Origin of the sequence: Homoserinibacter gongjuensis (genome assembly GCF_030161875.1) — a bacterium.
Lineage (GTDB): Bacteria > Actinomycetota > Actinomycetes > Actinomycetales > Microbacteriaceae > Homoserinibacter > Homoserinibacter gongjuensis.
The window spans coordinates 2,118,554-2,141,362 of sequence record NZ_BSVA01000001.1 but is presented as its reverse complement, the minus strand read 5'-3'; the positions used below and the strand labels follow the sequence as shown (position 1 = coordinate 2,141,362).

17 protein-coding genes and 6 pseudogenes are annotated in these 22,809 nt (G+C 69.8%); 5 read left to right on the top strand and 18 right to left on the bottom strand.

What is annotated here, in order from left to right:
• Positions 1-11: 11 nt before the first annotated feature.
• From QQK29_RS11575 to QQK29_RS11550, 6 genes are all read right to left on the bottom strand, one after another.
• Positions 12-602, bottom strand: a complete 591-nt coding sequence (locus tag QQK29_RS11575; protein ID WP_284300444.1) for a signal peptidase I — start codon at positions 600-602, stop codon at positions 12-14.
• Positions 599-886: an LPXTG cell wall anchor domain-containing protein gene (locus tag QQK29_RS11570; protein ID WP_284300442.1), complete on the bottom strand. Its 288-nt coding sequence runs from the start codon at positions 884-886 to the stop codon at positions 599-601. The genes QQK29_RS11575 and QQK29_RS11570 overlap by 4 nt, the downstream gene beginning before the upstream one ends.
• Complete coding sequence (locus tag QQK29_RS11565) at positions 853-1,290, bottom strand: hypothetical protein (RefSeq protein WP_284300439.1); 438 nt, start codon at positions 1,288-1,290, stop codon at positions 853-855. The genes QQK29_RS11570 and QQK29_RS11565 overlap by 34 nt, the downstream gene beginning before the upstream one ends.
• A complete protein-coding gene (locus QQK29_RS11560; protein ID WP_284300437.1) occupies positions 1,287-2,675 on the bottom strand; it encodes an RICIN domain-containing protein in 1,389 nt (462 codons plus the stop codon). The genes QQK29_RS11565 and QQK29_RS11560 overlap by 4 nt, the downstream gene beginning before the upstream one ends.
• Positions 2,675-3,265: a hypothetical protein gene (locus QQK29_RS11555; RefSeq protein ID WP_284300435.1), complete on the bottom strand. Its 591-nt coding sequence runs from the start codon at positions 3,263-3,265 to the stop codon at positions 2,675-2,677. The genes QQK29_RS11560 and QQK29_RS11555 overlap by 1 nt, the downstream gene beginning before the upstream one ends.
• Before the next feature lie 90 nt (positions 3,266-3,355).
• On the bottom strand, positions 3,356-3,886 hold the full coding sequence (locus QQK29_RS11550) for an alternate-type signal peptide domain-containing protein (RefSeq protein WP_284300433.1): 531 nt from the start codon (positions 3,884-3,886) through the stop codon (positions 3,356-3,358).
• A 412-nt stretch (positions 3,887-4,298) separates the two neighbouring features.
• On the opposite strand from QQK29_RS11550, the pseudogene QQK29_RS11545 reads away from it, so the two are divergent.
• Together QQK29_RS11545 and glgB are read left to right on the top strand one after the other, a co-directional pair.
• A pseudogene (locus QQK29_RS11545) lies at positions 4,299-6,308 on the top strand (alpha-1,4-glucan--maltose-1-phosphate maltosyltransferase).
• Position 6,309: 1 nt separating this feature from the next.
• Positions 6,310-8,477 (top strand): annotated as a pseudogene (gene glgB / locus QQK29_RS11540) (1,4-alpha-glucan branching protein GlgB).
• A gap of 57 nt (positions 8,478-8,534) precedes the next feature.
• Here the strand turns inward: glgB and QQK29_RS18030 are convergent.
• From QQK29_RS18030 to QQK29_RS11530, 3 genes are read right to left on the bottom strand one after another with little or no spacing between them, the layout of a single operon-like run.
• Positions 8,535-8,744: a tetratricopeptide repeat protein gene (locus QQK29_RS18030; RefSeq protein WP_348533922.1), complete on the bottom strand. Its 210-nt coding sequence runs from the start codon at positions 8,742-8,744 to the stop codon at positions 8,535-8,537.
• Positions 8,708-9,448 (bottom strand): thioredoxin domain-containing protein, encoded by a 741-nt coding sequence (locus QQK29_RS11535; protein ID WP_348533859.1) that lies wholly within the window; start codon positions 9,446-9,448, stop codon positions 8,708-8,710. The genes QQK29_RS18030 and QQK29_RS11535 overlap by 37 nt, the downstream gene beginning before the upstream one ends.
• Before the next feature lie 9 nt (positions 9,449-9,457).
• The gene (locus tag QQK29_RS11530) at positions 9,458-11,320 is read right to left on the bottom strand and encodes a DUF8094 domain-containing protein (protein WP_284300431.1); all 1,863 of its coding nucleotides are present in this window, start codon (positions 11,318-11,320) and stop codon (positions 9,458-9,460) included.
• Between the two features lie 291 nt (positions 11,321-11,611).
• On the opposite strand from QQK29_RS11530, the gene QQK29_RS11525 reads away from it, so the two are divergent.
• From QQK29_RS11525 to QQK29_RS11515, 3 genes are all read left to right on the top strand, one after another.
• Positions 11,612-12,424, top strand: coding sequence for a hypothetical protein (locus QQK29_RS11525; RefSeq protein ID WP_284300429.1), 813 nt, complete (start codon positions 11,612-11,614; stop codon positions 12,422-12,424).
• A 176-nt stretch (positions 12,425-12,600) separates the two neighbouring features.
• Entirely contained in the window at positions 12,601-14,031 is a 1,431-nt protein-coding gene (locus QQK29_RS11520) for a coiled-coil domain-containing protein (protein WP_284300426.1), read from the top strand.
• Between the two features lie 72 nt (positions 14,032-14,103).
• On the top strand, positions 14,104-15,165 hold the full coding sequence (locus QQK29_RS11515; RefSeq protein WP_284300424.1) for an AI-2E family transporter: 1,062 nt from the start codon (positions 14,104-14,106) through the stop codon (positions 15,163-15,165).
• 5 nt (positions 15,166-15,170) lie between these two features.
• Here QQK29_RS11515 and QQK29_RS11510 read toward each other — a convergent pair.
• The 9 genes and pseudogenes from QQK29_RS11510 to pyrH form a co-directional block, all read right to left on the bottom strand.
• A pseudogene (locus tag QQK29_RS11510) lies at positions 15,171-15,935 on the bottom strand (alpha/beta hydrolase); the annotation flags it as partial.
• Complete coding sequence (locus QQK29_RS11505; protein WP_284300422.1) at positions 15,877-16,170, bottom strand: hypothetical protein; 294 nt, start codon at positions 16,168-16,170, stop codon at positions 15,877-15,879. The pseudogene QQK29_RS11510 and the gene QQK29_RS11505, both read right to left, overlap by 59 nt.
• A gap of 21 nt (positions 16,171-16,191) precedes the next feature.
• Positions 16,192-17,948 (bottom strand): annotated as a pseudogene (locus QQK29_RS11500) (cation:proton antiporter).
• Between the two features lie 135 nt (positions 17,949-18,083).
• A complete protein-coding gene (locus QQK29_RS11495; protein ID WP_284300420.1) occupies positions 18,084-18,674 on the bottom strand; it encodes an aggregation-promoting factor C-terminal-like domain-containing protein in 591 nt (196 codons plus the stop codon).
• A gap of 214 nt (positions 18,675-18,888) precedes the next feature.
• Entirely contained in the window at positions 18,889-19,434 is a 546-nt protein-coding gene (locus QQK29_RS11490; protein ID WP_348533921.1) for a DivIVA domain-containing protein, read from the bottom strand.
• Positions 19,435-19,504: 70 nt separating this feature from the next.
• Complete coding sequence (locus tag QQK29_RS11485) at positions 19,505-20,530, bottom strand: phosphatidate cytidylyltransferase (protein ID WP_284300416.1); 1,026 nt, start codon at positions 20,528-20,530, stop codon at positions 19,505-19,507.
• Entirely contained in the window at positions 20,530-21,084 is a 555-nt protein-coding gene (gene frr, locus QQK29_RS11480) for a ribosome recycling factor (RefSeq protein WP_284300413.1), read from the bottom strand. The genes QQK29_RS11485 and frr overlap by 1 nt, the downstream gene beginning before the upstream one ends.
• Positions 21,085-21,123: 39 nt before the next feature.
• Positions 21,124-21,959, bottom strand: a pseudogene (locus tag QQK29_RS11475) (DUF3097 domain-containing protein).
• Between the two features lie 16 nt (positions 21,960-21,975).
• Positions 21,976-22,703 (bottom strand): annotated as a pseudogene (pyrH, locus tag QQK29_RS11470) (UMP kinase).
• Between the last annotated feature and the right edge of the window lie 106 nt (positions 22,704-22,809).

Genomic DNA, 22,809 nt, shown 5'->3' with positions numbered 1-22,809 from the left:
GGATGACGTGGTCAGGCGCCGCCGTCGCCCTGCGCCTTCTTGCGCTTGTCGCGGAAGCTCGACACGACCATCCACACCGCATAGACGAGAAGACCACCCACGATCACCGGAACGATGAGCGCCCTCAGATCTCCGTTGACCGCCGTGTTGACGTACCCGAGGTAGGGAATCGCGTACAGCACGGTTCCCACCACCTGCACCTCCTGCACCGGGTCGGCGTCCGGGATGTCGTTGTTGTCGCCCTTCGTCGTGAAGGTTCGCGTTCCATCCGCGGTGCTGGTGCCGATCTCGATCACGCGGTGGGTGACGAGAGTCGCCTTTCCGGATTCGAGCTGATACGTGAGCACGTCGCCGATGCGGATGTCGTCAGGCGCCGTCGGCGCCACGACGACGAGCGTGCCGGGCGGGTACCCCGGCTCCATCGACGAGGTCAGCACCGTGAGCGCGCGCCCGTTGATGACGGCGGGCACGACGATCACCAGCACGGCGATCAGCACCACAAGCGCGAGCAGGCCGAAGCTCAGCCCCGTGCCGATGGCCGACAGCAGTCCGCCTCGGGTCTTTCCCGTGATCTCGTCGGTCTCGGAGCCCGCGGCGCTCACACCGTCGTCTTCCGGCGCCGACGACGCACCATCACGATCAGCACGCATCCTGCCCCCAACGCGAATCCAGCAAAGCTGAGAGCAGCATACGGCTCGTCCGCGCCGGTGCTCGCGATGCGTCCTCCATTGCCGAAGGCCGGGATGGATGCGGCAGCGTTCAGGCAGCTGTTCGCGGCGATCGGGGTGTCGCGGTCGGCCATGCCGACGACAAGCGAGAAGTTCGCCGAACTCGACTGCCCGTGCCCGTCGGTCAGCCAGGTGGCGACCGCGATGTCGAGTCGCACCCCAAAGCTCTCCCCGGACCGAGGTCGCGTCGCGGGGCGATCACCGTGCACGCGGGCACGGCGCCGATCGAGGTCGCCGGCAGCCCACCCGAGGCGAAGTCGGTGGCAGCGATGCTGAGCGCGGTGCCGAACTCGGTATCGTCGTAGGTCACATCCGTGATCGCCATCATCACCGAGGTCGGAACGGCGCGCACGTTGCGCACATAGATGGTGCTGCTCTCGGTATCGCCCGGCACGTAGCGGAAGTCGGTGCCGAAGATGCTGCCGAGCGGCGTCGCCGACCAGGTCACCCCGTCGGTGCTGAACTCGAGCGCATGCGGCGCCGCCTGCGCGGGGGCCGCCGCGACGAGCAGTCCGACCGTCGTCGCGAGGGCGGCGAGGCCCGCCAACGTCCGCCGGATCACGGCGTGCATCCGGTGAGCACCAGCCGCGTTCCCTGGTAGAGCGGCCAGACGATCCAGTACGTCTCGTTCGTCATCGTGAACTGGCCGCCGCCGACCGTGGCCCCGTTCGCGTCCCGAACCTCGTACGAGTGCGTGCCCACGCTGTAGCTGCCCTCAGCGATCTGCCGCGTGAGCCCGGTGCTTGAGGGGCCGCTTGACGGCGCCACGGCGGCGCCGTCAATCCACAGGGCAAACGTGCCCACCGTGCTCCCCCACGACAGCGACAGGGTGCGGGTGTTTCCCGTCCCGGAGACCGAGCACGTGAAGTTCGGCAACGACACGTCCGGCAGGAACCACTGAAGGTCGGAGCTGTTGCAGGGCGTCTGGGTCATCGCCGTGCCGACGTCGGCGGTTAAGCTCTGCGACGTGAGGCAGTATCCCGTGGCGCGGTTGACCAGCTGATAGCGGCCGGTAGCCGACTGCTGGAACTGCCAATCCTGAAGGGTGTTCGCGGTGTTCGCGGCCTGGATGGTGATATCCGCGCCGTTGCTCGTCGACGTCGCAGCGAGACGTGTCGTGTCGGCGTGCTGGGGTGCCAACCGCACGTAGTCGGTGCCTGCGACGGACGTGATCCGCCACTTCTGGTTCGGGTTCGCGTGGCAGCCCCACTGGATCACCACCGTCCCCGCCCCTCCGGAGCCCGAGACGTCGAGGCAGTTGCGACCGGTGATGCTGCCGAGACGAACTCGCATCCAGGAGTTCAGCGTCGGACTCCCAAGCGGGTAGATGTGAGCGGTCGACATCGTCGGGGCCATGGATGCGGTCCCGGTGAAGTTGTGCACGCTGAGGGTGGCGCTCACGGTCGCCGCGAAAGAGGTCGTGCCGGATGCCGAGCCCGCGTCGACGGGATTGGCGACGGTGGTGCGCACGCAGTAGATGGCGGATGCGCCCTTGGCGAGGCTCCCGGTGATCGTGACCCCGGGGCTCCAGCTGCCGCTCTGCGACCCGGGCGTTGTCGCGGCCAGCGTGCAGTTGGCCGAGGAGTTGCCGGCGGCCGGCCAGACGACCACGCCGGCCGCCGTGGCGAACGCGTTCCCGCCGCCGGCGCCCACCGTCAGGCTGAGCGTTGCGGGCGTGGTGCTCGACGCGTTCTGCACTGTCGTGTTCGTCACGGTGACGTAGCCGACGGTCTGCTTGACGTGGTTCTGGATCTGTCCCGCGGTGAAGCCGCTGACGGTGACCTGCACGTTCCCCGTCGTCGAGTTGACGGTGCGGCTCGCGTTCGCCGACCAGTACGCATAGCTCGCGCCGGTTCCTGCGAGCACCGAGAAGACGGCGATCGCCGCGACGATCGCCATCGCGTTGAAGCGGCGGCGCAGGCCGGAGGCTGCGGGGCGGCGGCGCATCAGTTGGCCTTCTGAATCGAGACGAAGTCGAGGGTGAAGCCGGTCGACGAGCTCTTCGCGAGACCGGACGTGGGGGCGACGGCCCGCACGCAGTATGTGCGAGCCTGCCCCGCGGCGAAGTCGCCGAGGCTGGATGCGGTGGTCGTCACGGTCGTCCACGTCGTGGAGCCGGTGACGCTCGCACATGCGACAGGCGCCAGCGAGACCACGAGAGCGCCGGCGGCTGCCCGCTTGACCGTGACGGTCGCCTTGGCGTTGCCGGTGGAGGTGACGGTGATGTCGCGCTGCACGGTTTCGCCCGGCAGCAGGAGAGTAAAGGCAGTGGAGTCCACCGCGCTGACGGTGAGTCCGAGCGTGCCGGACTTCAGGGTCGCTCCGGCCGCGCTCGTCTGAGCGTTGAGGTAGGCGTAGGTGGCACCGGCGCCTGAGACGGCGATGACGAGGCCCGCCGTGACGCCGGCGGCGGAAGCGAGCAGACGCTTCACGTTCGAGACCCGATGCCTCGGCCGACGGGAGCGGCTCTTTGCCGTGAACACCGTGGCTGCGACCGCGACGAGGAGTGCGAGAGCGATGAGAACCATCCAGATCATGTCGCGCTCCTCTCGTTTGGGGGTATCGGGGGTGGGGGAGGCGGGCCGGAAAACTCAGATGTTCTCCGGCCCGCCATCGGGCCGAGCTGACTAGGCGATCTGGGTGACGGTGAAGGTCGCGGCGGCGAAGTTGGCGGTTCCGCCCTGGCTTCCGTTGTCGACCGCGGTGCCGAAGGGCCAGGTGATCGTCACCTTGACGGTCACCGTGGTGGTGCCGTTCGCGTCGACCTGCCACTCGTCCGAGCCAGCGGTGATCTCGCTGATGTTGGATCCCGAGACCTCGTAGTCGGCCGTGGGAAGAAGCTCGGCGATCAGGTCCGCCGAACCCGTGACGGTGCCGGGCGTGATCGCGACCTCGAACTTGAGGTTGTCGCCGGTGGCGTTGAGCGTCAGGTCCTGCTCGATGACGATGGTGTCGCCGGGGACGGCGAGCGTGAGCGGGTCGCCGTTCGCGTGCTCGACCGTGGCCGCGCCGGCGGACGTGACCGTGAGGACGCCTGCGGTGATGCTGCCGGCCCCTGCCGTCGTGCTGGCGTTCCAGTAGGCGAGCGTTCCGCCTCCGCCCATGAGCAGCAGGACGGCTGCGCCGGCGGCGATGGACGCCTTGGTGATCTTGTTCATGGTGTTCCCTTTCGGATGATGTGGTTCGCGCATGACGCAAGGCGCGCCGGAGGCACGTCGAGACGTCGGGTTGTCTACCGGTCAGCGCCTTGCGCGGGCCGTCTGTGGGCGGAGGTCGGGTTTATCCCCCGTCACCCAAATGTACGGTCCTCCATAGTGAGGACAAAGGGGACGACGACGCCCCACTGTGGGGGTCATGGGAGCGCTCCCACGAGAGAGATAAACAGGCCTTTGACCTGGTATTTATTACGCCATCACGTTCCACAAGGGACTTTGTCCCCCTCGCGATTCGGGGTACACCCGTGAGCGGTCCACCCCCGTGGGGGGCACACCGAGGACAGACGAACTGGTCTACGGCGGCTCTGTACCCCGATACCCCCGTGGCATCCGTAACCGAACGCGATACGGTCGGATGGTGCCCACGGAACACACCACGCCGGCCCCGAGGCAGCGGACGGCCCGGATCGGCCGCATCCCGATCCGCCACCTCTCGCCGCGCCAGCCTGAGAACCGCTGGCCCGCGAAGAGCTACCTCGGCGAGGTCGTTCCCTTCGAGGCCACCGTCTTCCGCGAGGGGCACGGCCTCATCGGAGCGGAGCTGCTGCTGATCGACCCGGCGGGCACCGAGACGGCGCACGCCATGACCCTGCTGGCCCCCGGCACCGACCGCTGGCGCGTCGACGTGCGCCCCCAGACGACGGGCAGGCACCACTACCGCATCCGGGCATACTCCGACGACTGGGGCAGCTGGCTACACGCTGCCACGATCAAGCTCGGCGTGGGTGACGATGCCGACCTGATCTTCGCGATGGGTGCCGAACTGCTCGAGCAGGTTCCCGGCAAGATCGCAGCGGATGCGCGCGCGGCCCTGCTGGATGCGGATGCCTCCCCGCGCAGCGAATGAAGGTCGCCACCGACCGCCGCCTCGTCGCACAGCTGCACCGGCATCCCGTTCGCTCGCTCGTCACCGAGTCGGAGACGCTCGAGCTCGTGGTGGAGACCGCGCGGGCCGCCGTGGGCGCGTGGTACGAGTTCTTCCCCGCTCGGAAGGCGCCAAACGCCTGCGCGACGGCAGCTGGAAGTCGGGCACCTTCCGCACGGCGGCCAAACGCCTGCCGGGCGTCGCGGCAATGGGCTTCGACGTCGTCTACCTGCCGCCCATCCACCCGATCGGCCACAGCCACCGCAAGGGGCCGAACAACTCCACGGTCGCAGGCCCCGGAGACCCGGGCAGCCCCTGGGCGATCGGATCGGCCGAGGGCGGGCACGACGCCATCCACCCCGACCTCGGCACCGTCGCCGACTTCCGCTTCTTCGTGAAGCAGGCCGCGGCCAACGGACTGGAAGTCGCCCTCGATCTCGCGCTGCAGGCCTCCCCCGACCACCCCTGGGTGACGGAGCATCCCGAGTGGTTCACCCAGCGTCCCGACGGGTCGATCGCCTACGCCGAGAACCCGCCCAAGAAGTACCAGGACATCTACCCCATCAACTTCGATCGCGACCCGGACGGCATCCGGGCCGAGGTGCTGCGCATCATCGAGCTGTGGATCTCACGCGGCATCCGCATCTTCCGGGTCGACAACCCGCACACGAAGCCGCTCGACTTCTGGGAGTGGCTGCTGGGCGAGGTGGCCGACCGGCACCCGGATGTCGTGTTCCTCGCCGAGGCCTTCACGCGCCCCGCGATGCTCCACTCGCTCGCCGGGGCCGGGTTCCACCAGTCGTACACGTACTTCACCTGGCGCAACACCAAGGACGAGCTCGAGGAGTTCCTCACCGGCATCGCCGGCGCCTCGGCCGACTACCTGCGCCCGAACCTCTTCGTGAACACCCCCGACATCCTCACGGAGTACCTGCAGTTCGGCGGACGCCCCGCCTACAAGGTGCGCGCGGCGATCGCGGCGACCGCCTCCCCAGTTGGGGCGTGTACGCCGGCTACGAGCTCTTCGAGGATGTCGCGCGGCCCGGTTCGGAAGAGAACATCGACAACGAGAAGTACGAATACAAGCAGCGCGACTGGGCGGCCGCCGAGGCGAGCGGCAACAGCCTCGCGCCCTACCTCACGATGCTCAACCACACGCGGCAGGCGCATCCGGCGCTCACCCAACTGCGCAACCTGCGCGTGCACTGGTCGGACGACGACGCGATCCTCGTCTACACGAAGCACCTCGCAGGCGAGTTCACGCCGAACGGCCGCCCCGACACCCTCATCGTGGTCGCGAACGTCGACCCGCATTCGGTGCGCGAGACGACGGTGCACCTCGACCTCACGGCGATCGGCATGCAGCCGGGCGACAGCTTCGGGGTGCACGATCTGGTGACGGGCGCACGCTGGACGTGGGGCGAGAACAACTACGTGCGCCTCGACGCCTTCGTCGAACCCGTGCACCTGCTCGTCGTCGAACCGCCGAAGGGACGCTGACATGGCCGCCCGCTCCTCGCTGCCGCCGCTGGACGCGGGCCTTATCGCGAGCCTCGTGGAGGGGCGCCATCCGCGACCGCACGACTGGCTCGGTCAGCACGCGCTCGGCGACGGATGGGTCATCCGCGCGGTGCGCCCCCTCGCCGACGAGGTGGTGGCCGTGCGCGCCGACGGCACCGAGATCACCCTCGAGCATGTCGCAGACGGGCTGTGGCAGGGCTACGCCCCCGGAGCCGGGCAGGCCTATCGCCTCCTGACCCGCTATCCAGACGGGCCCGACTGGGTGGCAGACGACCCCTACCGCTTCGTGCCGTCGATCGGCGAGATCGACCTGTTCCTGTGGGGTGAGGGCCGGCACGAGCAGCTCTGGCACGTCTTCGGTGCGCATCTCAAGCAGCACGAGGGCGTCGAGGGCGCCGGCTTCGTCGTGTGGGCGCCGCATGCCCAGGCCGTTCGGGTGATCGGCGACTTCAACTCCTGGAGTGGCTCCGGGCACGCGATGCGCCGCCTCGACGACAACGGCGTGTGGGAGCTCTTCGTGCCGGGCCTCGCGGCAGGCGGGGTGTACAAGTACGAACTGCTCACGGCATCCGGGGTCTGGGTGACCCGGGCCGACCCGATGGCCCGCTTCACCGAGGTGCCCCCGCCACCGGCTCGGTGATCGGCCGCTCCAGCTACCTGTGGAGCGACGCGGAGTGGATGTCGCAGCGCGCCGCCCGCGACCCGCACCAAGGTCCGATGAGCGTCTACGAGCTGCATCTCGGCTCGTGGCGTCCGGGGCTGTCGTACCGCGAGGCGGCCGACGAGCTCATCGACTACGTGACCGGGATGGGGTTCACGCACGTCGAGTTCCTGCCACTCGCGGAGCATCCCTTCGGCGGGTCGTGGGGGTATCAGGTGACGGGCTACTACGCCCCCACGAGCCGCTTCGGACATCCGGATGACTTCCGCCTGCTCGTCGACCGTCTGCACCAGGCGGGCATCGGCGTGATCATGGACTGGGTTCCCGCGCACTTCCCGAAAGACGAATGGGCACTCGCCCGCTTCGACGGCGAGCCCCTCTACGAGCACTCCGACCCGCGCGTGGGCGAGCATCCCGATTGGGGCACCTACGTGTTCAACTTCGGCGACTCGCAGGTGCGCAACTTCCTGGTCGCCAACGCGCTCTACTGGCTCGAGGAGTTCCACATCGACGGCCTGCGCGTCGACGCGGTGGCGAGCATGCTCTACCTCGACTACTCACGCAAGGACGGCGAGTGGGTGCCGAATGTGCACGGCGGGCGCGAGAACCTCGAGGCGATCAGCTTCCTGCAGGAGGTCAACGCGACCGCCTACAAGCGCAACCCCGGCATCGTGATGATCGCCGAGGAGTCGACCTCGTGGCCCGGCGTGACGCGGTCGACGGCGGAGGGCGGGCTCGGCTTCGGCCTCAAATGGAACATGGGCTGGATGCACGACTCGCTGCAGTACATGCACGAGGACCCGATGTGGCGCGCCGACCACCATGGCGACATCACCTTCTCGTTCCTGTACGCCTTCAGCGAGAGCTTCCTGCTGCCGATCAGTCACGACGAGGTCGTGCACGGCAAGGGCTCGCTGCTGGCCAAGATGCCCGGCGACCAGTGGCAGAAGCTCGCCAACGTGCGCGCCTACCTCGCCTTCATGTGGGCGCATCCGGGCAAGCAGCTGCTGTTCATGGGCTCCGAGTTCGGCCAGCCCTCCGAGTGGTCGGAGCAGCACGGCCTCGACTGGTGGATCCTCGACCAGCCCGTGCATCAGGGCCTCGCCGAGCTGGTGCGCCAACTCAACCGGGTCTACCGCGAGCACCCCGCACTGTGGGAGCTCGATGCGGATGCGGACGGCTTCCAGTGGATCACGAGCGACCCCGGCGCGAACGTCGTCGCGTTCCTGCGCCGTGCGCGCGACGGTAGCGAACTGGCGTGCATCGTCAACTTCGGCGGCGCACCCGTCGGGCCCTATCGCGTGGGGCTGCCCGCCGCGGCGGAATGGATCGAACTGCTCAACACGGATGCGGCGATCTACGGCGGCTCGGGCGTCGGCAACCTGGGGCGCGTCACCGCGACGAGCGACGAGCCCTGGCACGGCATGCCGGCCTCGGTGGAGCTCACGCTGCCACCCCTGGGCGCGCTCTGGCTCGTGCGGGGGTGAGCCGGTGGTTTCGAGACGCGTGCCGCTGCGCGGCCCGCTCCTCGACCACCTCCGCAATCAGTACAGCAACGAGGCGAGCCGCGCCCGCGCCGCGGTCACGCGCGGGTCGTCCGCGCCTGCGATCTCGAAGTAGTCGAGCAGGCGGGTGCGGATGCGGTCGCGGTCGGGCTGCGACGCTCCCGTGAAGAGGTCGAGCAGGCGCCCGAACGCGTCGTCCACGTGGCCGCCGCTCATGTCGAGGTCGGCGACCCGCAGCTGCGCGTCGATGTCGCCGGGACGCGCGGCGGCGGCATCCCGGATCTCCCCGCGGTCGTGCCGGTGAGCCGGTCGAGCAGCGACACCTGCGCGAGCCCGGCCACGGCGAGCTGGTCGCGCGGATTCTCGGTGATCGCCTTGCGGTACTCGGCGATCGCTGTCGGGTAGTCGCCCGCAGAGATCGCGTCGAACGCCTCCTGGTGGTGCGGCGGCAGCGGCTCGGGGGCCGGCTCGGCGTCGTCCTCGCCCTCGGCGGGCTCCCCCGTCGGCACGGTGCCGGTCACGCCGTTCTCGGCCGCGAGCTGCAGCAGCTCGTCGAGCACCTGACGCACCTCCGCATCCGAGGGGATGCCGATGAACAGGTTCACGGGCCGTCCACCGATGATCGCGGCGACGGTCGGCACCTCACGCACCTGGAACGCCTGCGCGAGCTGCGGGTTGACGCTGCCGTCGACGACCGCGAGCACGAGGCGTCCGCCGTACGACTCGACGACGGGGCCGAGAGCCGAGCTGAGGCCCGGCGCGATGAACTCCACGATCACGGGAACGCGCGTCGAGAGCTCGACCACGCTCTGGAACGACGCATCGTTCGTGTCGAAGACGAGCGAGGAGGAGGCGGGGGCATCGCCAGCGGGACGCGTGGCATCCGAGGCGCGTCGCACGAGTCCGGACAGGTCGACGGCGCCGCGCAGGTTCGCGGAAGGAAGATCGGTCACGCTTCTACGCTACTTCTCTCGCGGCGACGAGGCCCTGTGCGAAGCCGAGCACCTGCACGGTCGGGTCGTTCGCCGTCGCCGGGGGATGTAGAACAGGATCTGGATGCCGTACTCCGCCGCGACGCCCTTGGTCGTCGTCTGCAGCTGGGCGAGCGCCTTCACAGCCCCGGTCGGGCTGATGGCCGCACCCGTCTCGGCGGGCTTCACGGTCTCGGTCTCGCGCAGTTCGACCGCGACGATCGCGCCGGTGTCGTTCGCCGCAAGCGCGATCGGCGCGTCGGTGCCGACGGCGCTCGTGTACTCGAGCACGGCGTTCGGCAGGTCCGCGCGACGCTGAGCCTTGTAGCTCGCGCCGACGCTCTGCTGCAGGAAGTCCTCGCTTGCGTCGAAACGGGCCGCGAACTCGGAGCTGTCGCCGTTGATGAGCACGTCGCCGTACTGCGCCGCGATCTCGGCGGGTGCGAAGGCGAGCAGCTTGGTGTCGGTGCGGTAGCGCGGAGCTCCCAGGTCGACGGGGGCGACCTCGGGGATCGAATGCGTGAGTCGCACGAGCGAGCTCACCTTGTACTGCTCGCGCGGGGCGGCCTGCACGAACATGAGGCCGAAGTCGTTGCCGTCGGCGTCCTTCACGGCGGCGAACACGGCGCGGGGCCAGTCGGGCTGCTGTTGCGGCAGGATGAGCGTCACCTCGCCGTCGGGGAAGGCGGGGATCGCCGCGATCCCGGAGTCGGCACCCCGCGCGGCGTAGTTGGCGGTGCGCAGGGTGAGCGCGGCGCCATCGAGCCGCTCGGCCGCAAGCTCGGCGTCGCGGGCCTCGTCGGCGCGTTCGACGACATCGGCCGTGCGCGCGACGATGCGCGTGAACTGCTGCTTCGTGACGACCGGCGGATCGATCTCGGCCGCAGGCGTCGCCGTGCTCGACGGATCGATCGTCGGGGCGACGTCGCCACTACCGGTGCACGCCGAGAGCGCGAGAGTCCCCACGAGCAGCACGGGCAGTGCCACGAATGCGCGCCGCCGCCCCCGGGTGTCGACACCGCTCGTGATGGCCCCGCGACGGGGCGCGGGCTTCAGCTGTGCGGGCTTCGGCGGCTTCGGCATCTTGGGCGTCTTGCGGCGCGGTCCGTGACGGCGACGGGCGTGCACGAGCGCCCAGATGAGCGCCACGAGCCCGAGCAGCAGGGCGCCGATGCCGGCCACGATGAGCGGCCCCGACCACGGCGTCGTGTTGTCGAGCGGCCACGTGATCGAGATGTCGGAGGGAGCCGCAGCGGTGCCGTCGGATGCGATGATCACCGAGACATCGGTGGGCACGTTGATCTTGCGCACGAGCGAGCCCTCGCCCTCGAACTCCTGGATCCAGAGGTCGCTGCCGACGGGCGAGGCGTTCGGGTCGGCCTCCGACTTCGCAGCTGCCGCATCGTCCGTGGTCGCGTCGTCGGCGGCCGCATCGTCGTCGGACGGCCCGGTGGTCGCGGCATCCGTGGCGCCCGGGGTCGGCGTCTCGGCGGGCGCGGGCGTCTCGTCGACATCGCCGTCTTGCACCTTGAGCGGCCCCGACGTGAGCTCACCGAGCTCGGCGTCGTAGCTGAGCGCCGCCGCGGGGGTTCCGTCGAGCCAGGCACGCACATCATCGGTGCGGCCGTAGGCCATGAACACCGGGTCGGACGCGATGGCGTCGGCGGTGACGAGCTGCGTGCCGGGGTGGGCGTTGAGCACGGCCCCGTCGATCACCGTGAAGGCCGCGCCGCCGCTCACCTCCACGGAGGCGGTGAGGTGGTCGGGGCCTTGCAGCACGGTGCGCTGAGCGACGCCGAGGCCGATCGACACAAGGGCTGCGACGAACAGCAGGATGGCGATCACGAATCGCACGGATGAACTCCTCTCGAGCTGCGGCGCGGAGGGCTCCACGCGGTCCGCCGGATCTCATCCAGAAGGCAGACCCCCGCCGTCGGGGGTTCGACGGGGCAGCAGGCAAAGACACCCAAGATTAGCGGAGAACCACCGAGTTACTCCGGATGGACTCCGGGAAGCCCCTGGGAGTCAGCTGACCGGGATGTGGACCGGGCGAAGACGCCGGGGTGACCCGCCGATTAGACTCGGGAGGGTTCGCCGCCGGTTCCGGCGTGTGAGAACACCAGTTTTCCCGAGCGAGGAGCGCACGTGGCGGCAGACGACACGGGATTCACGACCGAGCTTCGCGGCTACAAGAAGGACGAGGTCGACCAGACCCTGGCCAGCTTGCGCCGCGATCTGATCAAGGCCAACAGCGATCGCAGCGACGCGCTCAAGGAGGTCAAGCGCCTCCAGGCCCTCTCGGAAGACCTGCAGGCGGAACTCGACGAGGTCGGCAGCCCGACCTACGCCGGGCTCGGAACGAAGCTCGAGAACACCCTGCGGGTGGCGGAGGAGCAGTCGACCCGGCTCATCGCCCAGGCCGACATCGACGCCGAGAAGCTGCGGGCATCCGTGCAGCAGGAGGTCGACGAGCTGCGCGCGGATGCCGCCGAGACGGCCGCTCGCCTGGTCGCCGATGCGCAGGCGCAGGCCGATCGCATCCTGACCGGGGCGCGCGAGGAGGCCGAGGCGCTCGTGACGCGGGCGTCGTCGGATGCCGAGGCGACCACGCAGGAAGCCTTGCGTGAGGCCGCTGCGATCCGCGGCGCCGTGGCGACGGAGGTCGCCGAGACTCGGGCCGCCGGTCGCCGCGAGGTGGCCGCGTTGCGCGCGGAGGCCGAGCGCGAGCTCGCCGAACTGCGTGTCGTCGCGCAGCGCGAGGTCGCCGAGGCCCGCGAGGCTGCGGCAGCACTCGCGCGCGACACCGAGAAGGGTCGCGCCGACTTCGAGGCCGAAGACGCGCGGCTGCGCGCCCAGCTCGCCCACGACCTCGAGCAGGGCCGCACCGACCTCGAGCGCGAGACCACCGAGAGCCGCGAGCGGCTGCGCATCGACACCGAGGCCGCGCGTGCGGCCTAGAAGCCGACACCCGCAAGGCGCGTGCCGAGCTCGAGGAGCGCACGGCGGCCGAGCGCACCGCGCTCGCGCAGGAGATCTCGGCCGCGCGTGCGCAGCTCGAGATCGATACGACAGCCCAGCGCGCGGCCCTCGAGACCGAGATCGCCGACCGGCGTGCGGCCCTCGAGACCGAGCTCGTGCGGATGCGGTCGGAGGTCGAGACCGAAGTCACCCGCACTCGCGCCGAGCTCGCAGCCGAGGTCGAGACGACCCGATCCACCCTCGCCACCGAGGTCGAGACCACCCGGGCGTCGCTCGCGGGCGACCGGGAGCGCACCGCCACCGAACTCGCGCAGCAGACCGCGTCGACGCGCAACGCGCTCGAGCAGGAACTCGCCACGGCGCGATCCGAGCTCGAGCAGGAGCTTGCGACCGCGCGTTCCGCGCTCGAGGCCGAGGTGACCGCCACCCGCAGCGCCGTGCAGGCCGAGCTCGCCGCGGCGCGTGCCGAGCAGGAAGCCGAGCTCACCGCCGCGCGTGAGCAGCAGGAGTCGGAGCTGGCACAGGCCAAGGCGACGCAAGAGGCGGAGCTCGCCGCCGCCCTCGCGGCTCAGGAGACCGAGCTCGCGGCGGCTCGGGAGAGCCACGAGAGCCAGCTCGCGAACGCCCGCAAGGTGCTCGACACCGAACTGCGCAACGCACGCAAGGCGCTCGCCACCGAGCTCACCCAGAGTCGCGCCGCCCAGGAGTCCGAACTCGCTACGGCGCGCACCGCGTGGGAGACCGAGGAGACCGCCGGCCGCGAGGGCTGGGCCGCCGAGCTCGCCGCTGCCCGCGAGGCACTCGAAGCAGAGCTCGCCTCCCGCCGTGCCGAGGCCGAGCAGGAGGTCGCGCAGCTGCGGCACGCGGCCGCCACCGAGACCGGCAAGCTGCGCGCCGATGCCGACCGTGAGGCGGCCCGCATCCGTGCCGAGCTCGCCGCCGAACAGGAAGCACACCGGGCCCGTCTCGCCCACGAGGCCGATGCGCAGGCCACGCGCCTCGCCGCCGAGGCCGAGCAGGCACGTGCCGACCTCGACGTCGAGCTCGCGGCACGTCGCGACGAGGCGGAGAAGCAGTTCACGGCCACGCAGCAGGAGGCCGCTGCCACCACGCAGAAGTACCTCGACGAGGCGACCGCGCAACTGCAGGAGGCATCCACCCGTGCCGCCGAGAAGCGCGCGGAGGTCGAGCAGCTGAGCACCTCGGGCATCGCCGAGGCGCGCGCGATCACCGAAGACGCGCAGGCCGCCGCCACCGCCACGAAGCGCGACGCTGAGAAGACGGCCAAGAAGCTCGTGGCCGACGCGCAGAAGCAGGCGAAGGCGCTCATCGCGGATGCAGAAGACCGCCTCGCGAAGATCCGCGTCGAGCGCGAGGCCGTCGCCGGCTACTTCGAGAACCTGCGCGGTCTGCTCGCGGGCGCGGATGCCTTCACGGCCCCCGCGGCAGGCTTCCCGGTGCCGGGCGATGAGCCCGAGCCGGTCGCCGCCGTCGAGTCGGCGGAGCCGGCCGTGGAGCCCGCATCCGAGCCTGAGGTCGCTGCCGCTGAGGCCGAGCCGGAAGCCGAGGACGCGAACACGCGCTGACCGGCGCCTCGCGCGTCGAGTGGCCCGCTAGCCTTTCCCTACGCTCGCATGGCGCGAGCGAGGAGGGTGTCGATGAAGATCCAGAACGCGTTCCGGCTGGGCCTGTTCGGCGGTCTCGGCGTGCTCGTCGCCGTGCTCATCGGCACCGGGCTCGGCAACCTCGCCACGATCCTCACCTACGTCGGAGCGGCGCTCTTCCTCGCCCTCGGCGTCGATCCAGCTGTCTCGTTCCTCGAGAAGCGCAAGGTGCCGCGTCCGCTCGCGATCGTCGCCGTGCTCACGGCGATCCTGGCCGTGTTCGCGGGCTTCATCTTCGCGATCATCCCGGTGATCGCCGACCAGGTCGGCAACCTCATCAATCAGGTGCCGAAGCTCATCACCCAGATCACCGAACAGGATCTGCTGCGCGAGTGGTGGGAGACGTACGTCAACTGGATCAAGTACGACGACGCGCTCCAGAACGTGCAGGAGTGGTTCACGAGCAACCTCGAGAACATCACCTCCGGTGTGCTCAACACCGTCTTCACGGTGGCCAGCGGCGTGTTCGGCGGCCTCATCGTGCTCATCCTCATGCTCTACTTCGTCGCGTCGCTCGGCAGCATCAAGCGGGCCATGTACCAGCTCGTCCCGGCCAGCAAGCGCGAGAAGTTCATCGACATCTCGGAGCAGATCTCGAGCTCGGTCGGCCGCTACGTGGTCGGGCAGGTGGCGCTGGGTGCGTGCAACGGCATCCTGAGCTTCCTCTTCCTCACGGTGCTCGGATGGATCCGCGGAGACGTGATCGAGTACGCGGCGCTCATCGCATTCATCGCGTTCCTGTTCTCGCTCATCCCGCTCGTCGGCACGATCACCGGTTCGGTCATCATCACGCTGCTCGTGCTGATCTTCGAGGGCTGGCCCGCCGTGCTCGTCGTGGGTATCTGGTACCTCGTGTACATGCAGATCGAGGCCTACGTGCTGAGCCCCAACATCATGAACCGCGCCGTCAAGGTGCCCGGCGTCGTCGTCGTGATCGCCGCCCTCGCCGGCGGCACCCTGCTGGGTCTGCTGGGCGCACTCGTCGCGATCCCGGTCGCCGCGTCGATCCTCATCATCGTGAAGCAGGTCATCATCCCGCGGCAGAACGAACTGTAGCTAGGCGGGCCACTCCCTGGCAGCGGCAGCGCCGCCGGGTTCACGACGCGCACCATCTCGCTGAGCACGCGATACGTCTGCTTCTCGCCGACCCACAGGTGCTTGCCGCCCTGCACGGGCACGAGGTCGATCTCAGGCACCGACGCGAACCGCTCGGCCGCCTCGATGGGACGCAGGTAGTCGTCGTGCTCCGGGATCACCGCCACGAGCTTGCGCTTGTCGCCCGCCCACGCGGCCACCTCATCCGGAGTCGTGCGGTGCAGCGGGGGCGAGAGCAGGATCGCGCCCTCGATCGGATGCTGCAGCCCGTACTTGAGGGCCACCTCGGTGCCGAACGACCAGCCCACGAGCCAGGGATGCGGCAGGTGCCGTTGCGCCACGAAGGCCATCGCCGCGGCGAGGTCGTGCTGCTCGTCGACGCCCTTGCCGAAGGCGCCCTCGCTCGTGCCGCGCGGCGAGGTGACGCCGCGGAAGTTGAAGCGCAGCACCGCGAGGTCGGCGAGCGCCGGCAGCCGGGCCGCCGCCTTGCGGATGATGTGCGAGTCCATGAACCCACCGTGCGTCGGCAGCGGGTGCAGGCACACGAGCGTCGCCACGGGGTCGGCGGTCTCGGGCAGCGCGAGCTCGCCCACGAGGGTGAGACCGTCGGCGGTACGCAGCTCGATGTCTTCGCGGAAGGCGGGGAGCTCCACTCCCCGCGGATGTGGATGCTCACGTGCGGATCCTCCAACAGTGGGTGTGCCAGTGTCGACGGGCCGCGAGGTCGTCATCCTCGCCGAAGAGGCCGTCGGCGCGCCAGGTGACGACGTGCGCCGTGCCGACCGCGATGCCGAGACCGCATCCGGGGCACACGTACTCCTTGACGGCGGATGCGGCACTCTGCGGCTGCACGTTCCACAGCCCGTCGCGGCGCGTCTCGGTGTGCTTCATCCCGCCGAGGATGCGCTCCACATCGAGCGGCTCGGGTTCCGCGTCGCGGCGACGAGGGCGGCGCGACGGAGACATACCGCAAGTCTACGAGGGCTGCTACTCCTCGACCCGGCCGCCGGTGTCGAGCTGCTCGAGCCGCGCCTCCTCCAGGTCGAGCAGTGCCTGGGCGCGCTGCACGATGCGCGACGGGTAGGCGCCGCGCGCGCGGGCCTCCAGCAGCACGTCCCGCTCGGCGGCGAGCACCTCGCGGCGCAGCAGTCGGTACTGCTGGTGGGGTGCCTGGCGCAACGACTCCTCGTCGGCGTGGTCCGCCCGCTCCCATGCGGACTCGACGGCGAGCAGGGCGTCCTGTCGCACGCGCTCGACGACGTCGGGCGCCACCGGCTCGCCGTCGATCGTCACCTCGTCGCGGTCGAGCAGGGCCAGCCCGGTGGTCGACATCACCTCGAGCAACGAGGCCAGCTCGCGACGGTCGGCGACGCGATCGCTCCCCCGGATGCCGGTGGCACGGATCACGAACGGCAGCGTGCCTCCCTGCACCAGCAGGGTCGTCACCGCCACGACGAAGGCGATCAGCACGAGCTGCTCGTAGTACGGGGTGCCGCGCGGCAGGGACTGCGCCGCCGCGAGCGTCACGACGCCTCGCATCCCGGCCCAGCCGAGCACGACGCCACCCCGCCATCCGAGACCCTCCGCCCGCAGTTGGGCGATGTCGTTGCGGCGGCGATCGATGCGGCGCTCGACGACCGCGCGCCGTCGCTCGAAACGTTCGCTGCCGAGGCCCACCATGGCCTGCATGCGTTCAAGACCTCGCGTGAGCATCGTCTCCTGCTCGTCGAAGCGCTGCTCCTGCGCCCGCATCACGAAGATGAGCGGCCACACGAAGGCGTAGCGGATCACGATGAGGAGGGCGGTGAGCAGCAGGCCCAGCAGCACGGCGTCGACGATCGGGAGCTTGCTCTGATCGATGTCGATGATGATGGTGTGGATCTGCGCACCCATGAGCAGGAACACACCGTTCTCGAGCACGAACTGCACGGTGCGCCAGTTGAAGCGCTCCGAGATGCGCGACTGGGCCGTGAACGCCTTGGCGCTCTGATGCCCGCAGTACAGACCGGCAGCGACCACCGAGATGACGCCCGATCCGTGCAGTTCCTCCGCCGGGATGTAGGCGATGAACGGCACCGCGAACGAGATGGCCGTGTCGAGCATGGGGTTGTTGAGCCGCTTGCGCACCCAGACTGCGGCGATGCCCACCACGATGCCGATCGCGAGCGCGACGAACACGGCGTAGAAGAACTCGCCGATCGCATTCCAGGCGATCACATCGGCACCGGATGCCGTGAGCGCGGATGCGGCGATCGCGGTGCGCAGCAGCACGAGCGCGGTCGCGTCGTTGACGAGCCCCTCCCCTCGAGGATCGACACCAGTCGGGCGGGTAGACCGATGCGTTTCGCGATCGCGGTGGCGGCCACCACATCCGGCGGCGAGATGACCGCGCCGAGGGCGATCGCCGCGGCGAGGTTGAGGTCGGGGAGGATCATGTAGAGCACGAACCCGGTCACGAGAGCGCTCGCGACGACCAGCACGACCGACAGCACGCCGATCGTGAAGAAGTTGCGGCGGAAATCGACGAGCGGAACCGTGATGGCGGCCGCGTACAACAGGGGTGGCAGCACGCCCTGCAGGATCAGGTCAGGCTCGACGTCGATCTCGGGCACACCCGGGATCAGGCTGTAGCCGACCCCCAGCACGACGAGGATGAGCGGGGCAGCGACCCCCAGCTTCGGACTCCACGCGGCTGCTGCGACGATGGCGACGATGCCCGCGATCGCCACCAGCGCGTAGTCCATTCACCCATCGTAACGATGGGGCAGGTTGTCGATCCCGGTGGACTATCCGATGTCACCGGTGTGCGCACTCGCGTTCGGGCGCGACCGCGCTCGTGCTCGAACGCGGCGCGCGCGGCGGATTATCGCCGCGCCAGACTAACTCAGTACCAGCCCTTGGCCTGCGAGTGGCCCCACGCACCGCAGGGTGCCGTAGCGGCCGCTGATGTATCCGAGGCCCCAGGTGATCTGCGTGACGGGGTTGGTGGCCCAGTCGGCCCCCACGGTCGCCATCTTGTCGCCCGGCAGCGCCTGCGGGATGCCGTAGGCACCCGAGCGCACGTTGTGCGCGTAGACGTTCCAGTGCGACTCCTTGTTCCACAGCGCCACCAGGCAGTCGAACTCGGCCTGATTCCAGCCGCGCGCCATGACCATGTCGTAGGCGATCGCCTGCGCGGTTCCCGGGTCGGGCACGCCGACGGCGGGCGCGGATGCCAGCACGGGCTTGGGCTTCGGCTTGATGACCTCGAAGCCGTCGCGCCCGGATGCCGCGACCTCGCCGTCGACCGCGACGCTCTGCCCCTCGAGCCCCGGTGCGTCGATGGGATTGCTCGCTGCGGCGAGCGTCGCCGCCGAGGTCAGCCCGGTCGGTTCCACGAGCAGAGCGGCGACGAGTCCGATCGAGACGAGATAGGCGAAGACACCGAGCGCCCAGCGTGGACGCACGAAGCCCGAGCGGGCGCGCACCATCGCATCCGCCTGCCTGGGCGGTTCGGGAAGCGTCCCCCGGCGCCGATATCCGCTCACAGTCGCACCAGTGTACTGACGGATCCCGATAACGCCATGGGAAGAGTCGAAGCGGAGATCCAGCCCCGAGGTCGGCACTCGAGCGGCCGAGCGTTCGCGCACGGTCGGCCGATCGGCCGAGCGCCGCGGATTATCGCGGCGCCAAACAGGCACCGGCTCAGCGCACCGCGAGCATGACGCGCGTCACCGTGTCGAGCAGATAGTCGACCTGGGCCTCGCGATACCCGCCACGCTGCGGCCGGAAGGCGACCGTGCGCACATCCTCGGGCGTGAGCGGCTCGCCGCTCTGGAAGTAGCCCGCGATGCGGTCGGAGAAGCCGTCGACGTCGGCGACCGAGTAGCCGAGGGTGAGCACGGTGACCCGCTGGAACTTCTTGCCCTTGGGCCGCACGACCCGGTCGAGGATCTCCTGCGCGGTCTCACGGGCCGACGCGTACCAGCTCTCGTCGCCCTCGAGCGCGATCCGACGCTCGCGCTCGCGGGCCGCGAAGGCATCCTCGAGTCGCTCGAGCGCCGCGTCGACGTGGGTTGCCGAGTAGCCGCCCTTGCGCATCGTGAACGCGGTGGTGCGGATGGTGTCCGCCGTCACGACGGAGACGTCCGGGCTCTCGGCGGTGTAGGCCCGGCGGGCGTCTTCGAGGAAGTCCTCGACCTCGTCGATGTCGTATCCGAGACGGCCCTTGCGCGCGCGGGGGAAGGTCATGCTCACTGCAACATGCTAGCGAGCGCGCCCCGCACATCCGCCGAACGGAGGTGTGCAGCGGCCGATCCGGCTAGCTGAAGATCAGGAAGAAGGCGTAGGCGACCGCTGCCGAGGGCAGGATCGAGTCGAGCCGATCGAGGAAGCCGCCGTGGCCGGGCAGCCAGCCCGAGATGTCCTTGATGCCGAGCTCGCGCTTGATAAGCGACTCGATGAGATCCCCCATCGTGCCCACGAGCATGAGCACGAGACCCATGATGGTGCCCTCCCACCATGGCTGCCCGAGCATGAGCCACGCGAGCAGGGTTCCGGCGATCATCGCCGAGACGGCGGCTCCTGCGAAGCCCTCCCAGGTCTTGCCGGGGCTGATCTTGGGGGCGAGTTTGTGGCGCCCGAAGCTCAGGCCGGTCGCGTACGCGCCGACATCGGCCACGACCACGATGATGAGCGCCGCGAGCACCCACCACTGGCCCCCGTCCTCGCCCGAGAGCACGACGTAGAAGCCCGCGAGGAAGGTCACGTAGAGCTGCACGAGCGCGCCCGCACCGATGTCGGCGAGCACCACGCGCGCGGGGCCGCGGTGACTCGGACGGGCGAGTTCCGCGATCCGCCAGAGGCTGATGATCACGACCCCGCCGATCACCGCGAGCCAGAGACCGGGCACGTGGAAGAAGTAGGCGATGGGCATGATCGCCACGCCCACGACGATCGAGACCACCCGGGGCACGTCGCGTCCTGCTGTGCGCAGGGCGGTCGCGAGCTCCCACACGGTGAAACCCACCAGGAAGGCGGCGAAGGGGATGAACAGCCAGGTGTAGAACAGCAGGCTCACGAGCAGGATCGCGCCGAGGCCGACGCCGATGCCGATGGCCGCGAGTAGGTTGCGCCCCGTGCGCTGCTTGATCTTCTCCTGCGTCTGATCGAACTGGTCGCGCGCGTGCTTGACCTGCGCCTCGAACTCCTCGCGGGCGTGCTGGGCGTGCGCCTCGATGTCGGCGCGCGTCTGCTGCGCCCGTGCCTCGATCTCCTCGCGCGGCGTCCGCTTGCGCGACGAGGCCGTCTTCGAGGTGTTCGCGGCGCCCTCGGAATCGGCGTCCATCAGACCTCGAGCAGCTCGGCTTCCTTGACCTTGAGGGCCGCGTCGATCTGGTCGACGTGCGCCTTGGTGATGCTGTCGAGCTCCTTCTCGGCACGAGCGACGTCGTCTTCGCCGACCTCCTTCTGCAGAGCGTCGAGGTCATCCTTCGCCTTGCGGCGCACGTTGCGGATCGCCACCTTGGCATCCTCGCCCTTGGCGCGCACGATCTTGACGTACTCCTTGCGACGGTCCTCGGTGAGCTCCGGCATCGTGACGCGCACGATGTTGCCGTCGTTGGTCGGGGTCGCGCCGAGGTTCGGGAAGTTGACGATCGCCTTCTCGATGTCCTTGAGCGCCGCCTTGTCGTACGGCGTGATGACGAGGGTGCGGGCCTCGGGGTTCTGCAGCCCGGCGAGCTGACCGAGCGGGGTCGGGGTGCCGTAGTAGTCGACGAGGATCTTCTGGAACAGCGCCGGGTTCGCGCGTCCGGTGCGCACGGTGGCGAAGTCGTCCTTGGCGACCTCGACCGCCCGGCCCATCTTGTCCTTCGCCTCGGTGAGGACGTCACTGATCACGGGGGCTCCTTCGAAGTTCCGGGGTGTTCCCGGTCAAGCTTAGTGACCGGGGGCGTCGGCGGGCGTCGTCACGAAGTCGATGAGCTGCTCGACGCGCGCGAGCAACGCCGGCTCGAGGTCGGTGTAGCTGCGCACGGAACCGAGGATGCGCTGCCAGGCGGCCGCGATATCCGCCTGATCGGCGTGCGGCCAGCCGAGCGCCTCGCACACGCCGTGCTTCCACTCGACGCCGCGCGGGATCTCGGGCCAGGCGCGGATGCCGATGCGCTCGGGGCGCACGGCCTGCCACACGTCGATGTACGGGTGGCCCACGACGAGCACGTGACTGCCTGCGACCTGCGCCGCGATCCGCGACTCCTTCGACCCCGGCACCAGGTGGTCCACCAGCACGCCGAGCCGCGCATCGGGGCCCGGGCTCAGCTCGGCGAGCACCTGGGGCAGATGGTCGACACCCTCGAGGTACTCGACCACGACCCCCTCCGTGCGCAGGTCGGGGCCCCACACCTTCTCCACGAGCTCGGCGTCGTGGCGGCCCTCGACGAAGATGCGGCTCTCGCGCGCCACCCGCGCCCGCTGCGGCGCCGCGGCGCGGGATCCGGATGCCGTGTACGCGCGCGCGGCGGCCGGAGCCTTCGGGGCGGTCAAGACCACCGCCTCGCCGTCGATGAGGTAGCCGCCCCCGAGCGGGAACCAGCGCACCTTGCCACGGCGATCCTCGAGGCCCACGTTGCCCTTCTCGATGCCCGTCACGGCGCCGACGAAGCCGTCGGCGAGCTCGACGACGAGGCCCTCTCCGCCGGCACCTGGGGAACGACCTTGCGGCCGCGCGCACGCCAGTCGCCCGCGAGAACGTCGCGGCCGTAGGGGTCGGTCACGCGATGCTCCGACCGCTCACGCCGTGACCAGGGTGCCGATCTGCTCGCCCCGCAACGCCCGGGTGATGTTCCCCGCGGGTTCCATGCCGAACACGAGCATCGGCATGTTGTTGTCCATGCAGAGGCTGAACGCCGTCGAGTCCACCACCTTGAGACCCTGCACGAGCGCATCCTGGTAGCTCACACGCTCGAGCTTCTTGGCGTCGGGGTTCTTGCGCGGGTCGTCGTCGTAGACACCATCGACGCCGTTCTTGGCGACCAGCACGGCATCCGCACCGATCTCGAGCGCTCGCTGGGCGCTCACGGTGTCGGTGGAGAAGTACGGAAGCCCGGCGCCCGCGCCGAAGATCACGACGCGACCCTTCTCGAGGTGGCGCTCGGCGCGCAAGGGGATGTAGGGCTCGGCCACCTGGATCATCGAGATCGCCGACTGCACGCGCACGGGGGCGCCCGCCTGTTCGAGGAAGTCCTGGAGGGCGAGGGCGTTCATCACCGTGCCGAGCATGCCCATGTAGTCGGCGCGTCCGCGGTCCATGCCGCGCTGGCTGAGCTCCGCACCGCGGAAGAAGTTGCCGCCACCGACGACGACCGCGACCTCGACACCGTCCGGGTCGTCCTCGCCCGCGGGTGTCGCCGCCGCGATCTCCTTCGCGATGCCGGCGATCACATCCGGGTTCACGCCGAGCGATCCGGCGCCGAAGGCCTCCCCGAGAGCTTGAGCAGGACGCGGCGGCGCTTCGACATGGGGGTCCTTCCGAGGGGATCACGCGGGCCCGGGGGCCGTGTCGATCGTACCGGGTCACGCTGGGGTCACGGCTCGACAACGACCCCGCAGTGCCGTTTCGGCGCG

What these genes read in the sequence shown, in the direction of transcription:
- QQK29_RS11550 (WP_284300433.1), bottom strand. Translation starts at nt 3,886, where the DNA reads ATGAACAAGATCACCAAGGCGTCCATCGCCGCCGGCGCAGCCGTCCTG.
- QQK29_RS11560 (WP_284300437.1), bottom strand. Translation starts at nt 2,675, where the DNA reads ATGCGCCGCCGCCCCGCAGCCTCCGGCCTGCGCCGCCGCTTCAACGCG.
- QQK29_RS11515 (WP_284300424.1), top strand. Translation starts at nt 14,104, where the DNA reads ATGAAGATCCAGAACGCGTTCCGGCTGGGCCTGTTCGGCGGTCTCGGC.
- QQK29_RS11505 (WP_284300422.1), bottom strand. Translation starts at nt 16,170, where the DNA reads ATGTCTCCGTCGCGCCGCCCTCGTCGCCGCGACGCGGAACCCGAGCCG.
- QQK29_RS11490 (WP_348533921.1), bottom strand. Translation starts at nt 19,434, where the DNA reads ATGACCTTCCCCCGCGCGCGCAAGGGCCGTCTCGGATACGACATCGAC.
- QQK29_RS11485 (WP_284300416.1), bottom strand. Translation starts at nt 20,530, where the DNA reads ATGGACGCCGATTCCGAGGGCGCCGCGAACACCTCGAAGACGGCCTCG.
- QQK29_RS11495 (WP_284300420.1), bottom strand. Translation starts at nt 18,674, where the DNA reads ATGGTGCGCGCCCGCTCGGGCTTCGTGCGTCCACGCTGGGCGCTCGGT.
- QQK29_RS11555 (WP_284300435.1), bottom strand. Translation starts at nt 3,265, where the DNA reads ATGATCTGGATGGTTCTCATCGCTCTCGCACTCCTCGTCGCGGTCGCA.